The 4,430-nt window shown below is 35.9% G+C and carries 3 protein-coding genes; all 3 read left to right on the forward strand.

What is annotated here, in order from left to right:
• The first annotated feature begins 1,274 nt into the window (after positions 1-1,274).
• Positions 1,275-1,442, forward strand: coding sequence for a helix-turn-helix domain-containing protein (locus RLO81_RS02780; protein ID WP_350106905.1), 168 nt, complete (start codon positions 1,275-1,277; stop codon positions 1,440-1,442).
• A 58-nt stretch (positions 1,443-1,500) separates the two neighbouring features.
• Entirely contained in the window at positions 1,501-2,577 is a 1,077-nt protein-coding gene (locus RLO81_RS02785; protein WP_350106908.1) for an endonuclease domain-containing protein, read from the forward strand.
• A 357-nt stretch (positions 2,578-2,934) separates the two neighbouring features.
• On the forward strand, positions 2,935-4,430 hold a 1,496-nt coding region (locus RLO81_RS02790; protein WP_350106911.1), incomplete at its 3' end, for an ATP-binding protein.

Here is a 4,430-nt window from a genome sequence, read left to right on the forward strand (position 1 = left end):
TATATAGGTAGTTTTAAACCATCTCCAAAAGGGGACATGTGGGATGTCCCCTTTAATGAATTAGTATTTATTAAATACAGTAAACGAATACAATATGGAAATCTTAAGTAAGTCTTTTACAATGGTCGCATTTTGGACGACCACCGGTTCCGGACTTAAGATATTTTTTCTCAATATTGTTTCCTTCGGTGCATCTGTTATTGTCATGATACACAGTTGCTGAAGGATGTGTGCTGTGAAACGGGGATACTTTTGCCATGATTTTTTGGGGTTTATAATTTGTTAACTAAAATATAAAATAATCACGTTATTTAGAAACAAAAAAATCCCTCACTATGAAGCAAGGGACTTTGTTAACTAAATTAAGAACCAACTTGGAAAAGTCGATTGGTTAAATATAACGTTATTTACTCTTTCTCCAATTACGGAACTTAAAATTTCAAGTAAGCTCCGAGGGTTATGAAGATTAATATATTATACCATTCCATATTTTTGAAAAATCCACTGACGAGTGGGTTATTTAAAGAGCTTTACTTACTATTAGAAATGAATCGAACCGGAAGAACGAAAGTTGACAAGCTGGATTTAGTAGTCAAGGGTTTTATTTTTGACTTCCTTTACTAATATCTACTCTACAAAGAGCAACCAACAATATCGCTATATCTATGATCAGGGATATTTAGAGTTGAATGAAACCAGAGTACTACTAGTAACAAGAAGGTAAGCGAAACGTAAAAGAGACTTCCTTTTTTATTTTGTGGATTAACATCTGTCTATTGAACCAATATTGGGATAATCCCCATTGAAATCAGATAATCCCTCTTTTTTCCGATTCTTGAGCCTTTCCCGCCGGAGGCAAAGGGCACATTTTTTCGGAGTTTCCTCTTTCTGTCGCCTTTCAATCTAACATCACAAACTGGTCCAGGTTATGTCAAGAGAAAAATAGGGTGCTTGCACCCGGTCGGAAATACCTACCCGAAGGGTGGAGATTTCCGGATTTTTACTTGACATGTTCTGAAGACCTGTTTGTACATTGCTGCGACAGCAAGTGGGAACGGAGAACAAAATGTCCAGGGATGGCAAATAAGAGAATCCGAAAAAGCGATTTAGGGAAGAAGCTTTTTCTCCATGGCTTAGGGATTGAAGCGGTTACCATGTAAGAGCGGAAAGCCCGACCCGAGGGACGAGGGAAGCTCAAAATTAAGAATGAGTAGAAAGGTTGATACGTAACATGTGGAATTGGAAAACCTCTAACTATTCACCTATTTTAGTGTATGCAAAAAGAATCAGACTGGCTTAAAAGCAAGGAGGTAGAAAAGGAGCTTAAAATCTCATCCTGTGACCTTATGCATTTAAGAGAAGCTGGAAAGCTTCAATTTAAGAAAAAAGGAAATACTTTTTTGTACGATAAATCAGAGGTTTTTGACCTCAAAAAGAAGTGAATCCTAAATTTCAAGGTTTTAATACCTTCCTTAAAGTGCAAGGAGTTTTTTATTCAAAATGATAGAAAACAGACCAAAATATTTAGAAGAAAAAATCAAGTATTACAAGGAATTCCCAACTGGATACAGTTTAGATATTGATTACAATAAATTGCCTCCCATACTTAACTTAGACTTTCATACCCTAAATGGAATTCTTCCATTAACAAAATCAAGAGCTGAATTCATTGGTAAAAACGGTAAAGTTGATGATAAAGATTCGACTATCATATTTACAAATCCTCTTCCAGAAGAATATGGGTACTATGAAAGTATTGGAGTCACAGAGTTCCAAGCAATCCAATTAATAATGAATTTCCATACTTTAAAGGAGAGAAAAGATGGCGTACTTATTGGAATCCCATACAGTGTATCTTTGGTTCCAATGGAAAAGAATAAGCAAATTGACACCTGGAATATTGATCTGCTTAGACAATTTGATCTTGAAAAACTTACTCAAGAGGGCGGTTATGTTTATTCTGACTTCAATCCCTTCCAAGGTGTATTTGGAGGGTATGTATCACATTATGATGTATTTTCAAGAATGACAAATACTGGATATACAGACAGTATTGGATTTGTTTGGGGAATGTATTTTCTATCGCCAATATTTGATAAAAAAGAGGTTGAGATGATGGAGAATAGTACTTTCAATAAGCAAATAAATGCTAAATATAGACGATTTAAGACCGATTTGTACTTCAAACAATTTCAAGATATTCGACCAAGAAGGATCTGGGGTTGTGACTCTCCCATTGAATTGTTCCTTTTACAAGGCTTGGGCATAAGAGAGCTTTACCCTGAAATTCAGATGTGTTTTTATAAAAATGGAGAAATGTTTACAAACAATTCTCAAATGCAGGAAAACGAAGTATGGATTGGACAAGAACAGTTGATTACAGTGGCAGACTTCTATTTTCCAGACAGGAGGCTAGCTATATTTTGTGATGGTAAGGAATATCATGATTCTGCAAAAGATAAAGAGATTGATAGTAAATTGAGGACCCTGGGTATATCAGTTTTAAGATTTAATGGTCACCAAATAAATAATGATTTACCGACCGTTTTAGATGAAATTGAAAAGAAGGTGAAATAATAAAACAGACTCATTATGGTGATTTTCGAGTTTCTACTTGAAAATGTTCGGTAAACCGTGTTTGTACATTGTGTGACATAAAGAAACGGAGAACAAACATTTAGTTAAGGAAATCAAAAAACCTGAAAAAATGATTTAGGGAATAGCTATTTCTGCAACTTTGGATTGACCAGGTTACCATATAAAAGCGAAAAGCCCAACCCGAGTAACAAGAGCAAGCTAGCGTAAGAAATAATCAGACTAGATTCATACATTTATGTATTTATAGGATTCAAAAATGCTTAACGCCATTTACATAACGGTTTTCATATTCTTTTTTTACTTTTAATTAATAGTTTGCTACCAAACCTAATCTAAATGGAACCCTCCACAACAGTAAGATTCGTTAGTGATTCAACAGCTCTTCTCTCAATGAGAGAATCAGATTTTGATGCATATAGTGCATACGGCGAAGTAATTGATAATTCAATACAGGCTCATGCAACTTCAGTCAAAGTGCTTGTTAAAGCTCACCAGGAAGCACGACAAAGAGTCGGGGAGTATCAAGTTGTTGATTGGATTGCATTTGGTGATAATGGTTACGGCATGGATGCTGAAACACTTCACAGATGTTTACAACTGGGGTTTTCTAGCCGCTACAATGATCGCTCGGGAATTGGTCGATTTGGTGTTGGAATGACACTAGGTGCCATTAATCAATGTAAAAAGGTTGAGGTATACTCTAAAACTGAAAAAGGAAATTGGCTTTATACTTTTATTGACATTGATGACATCACAGGTAATCCTGTGAAAATGAATTCAATTCCCGAACCATCAATATCTAATGTTCCGGAACATCTGAAGCACCTAGTTCAAGAAGAGCATGGAACTCTAGTAATTTGGAACAAGTATGACAAACAACCTGTATCTGCTGATACCCTTATTGAAGAAATGGATATTTGGTTTGGTAGAACATTCAGGAAATTTATTTGGGGAGAAGTAGAAGTAGATGGAGAAAAGAGGAAATTGGAAATACAGATTAACAATAAGCCTGTACTAGCTATTGACCCACTGTACGTCAAAAACGAGCGTTTTCCTTCTGACAAGTCGTCATTTCTGACAGATCCAATTAATATTGATTGGCCGATTCCAGTAGAAGATGGTGATATACTTGATACAGATGGCTCAAGTAATGTGAAGATTCAACTTTCATTAATAGACAAATCACTCAGAGATTATCAGGGTGTTGGTGGTGCGAAAGAAACCAGAGATAGATTCATAGACCGAAACGAGGGTATCTCAATCTTAAGGAATGGAAGAGAAGTGTTTTATGGAGAGATTCCACACTGGAAACCCGGTTTCGAGGATATTGATCGGTGGTGGGGGTGTGAAATTTCTTTTGATGCAATATTGGATAAAGCTTTTGCTGTAAAGAATATTAAAAGAGGTGCAGTACCTGTTTATAATCTGAAATGGACTATTAATGAGAAGATAGTGCCCTCGATAAAAAAATTCCGAGAAGAAGTTTCTGAACATTGGAAGAAAAGAAGGATAGAAAAAGCTCAAGAAAAATTAAAAGAAGAAAACGAAGCTGGTACTGCCACCGGACACGAAGAAGCAGAAAGTATTGCTAAAAAATCCAATACTCAAAAGCAAGTACTTGATCCCAATGCTAATGCAAAAGCGCTTGAGTTAGCACACAATGTAAAGGCAAATGAATCTGCTGAACAACAAGCTGCTTGGGCTACTAAATTTACAAGTCAACCCTATACCATTCTTGATGAAAGCTGGAAATCACCTGAATTTATGGAGATCCATCCACTAGGTGGTTCTGATGTCATCAAATACAACCTCAAGCATCCTTTTATAGTGGA

Source organism: Fulvivirga sp., assembly GCF_040220315.1.
Lineage (GTDB): Bacteria > Bacteroidota > Bacteroidia > Cytophagales > Cyclobacteriaceae > Fulvivirga.

Excerpts from the sequence above, each read along its gene's own strand:
- RLO81_RS02780 (WP_350106905.1), top strand. The coding sequence starts at position 1,275 with ATGCAAAAAGAATCAGACTGGCTTAAAAGCAAGGAGGTAGAAAAGGAG.
- RLO81_RS02785 (WP_350106908.1), top strand. The coding sequence starts at position 1,501 with ATGATAGAAAACAGACCAAAATATTTAGAAGAAAAAATCAAGTATTAC.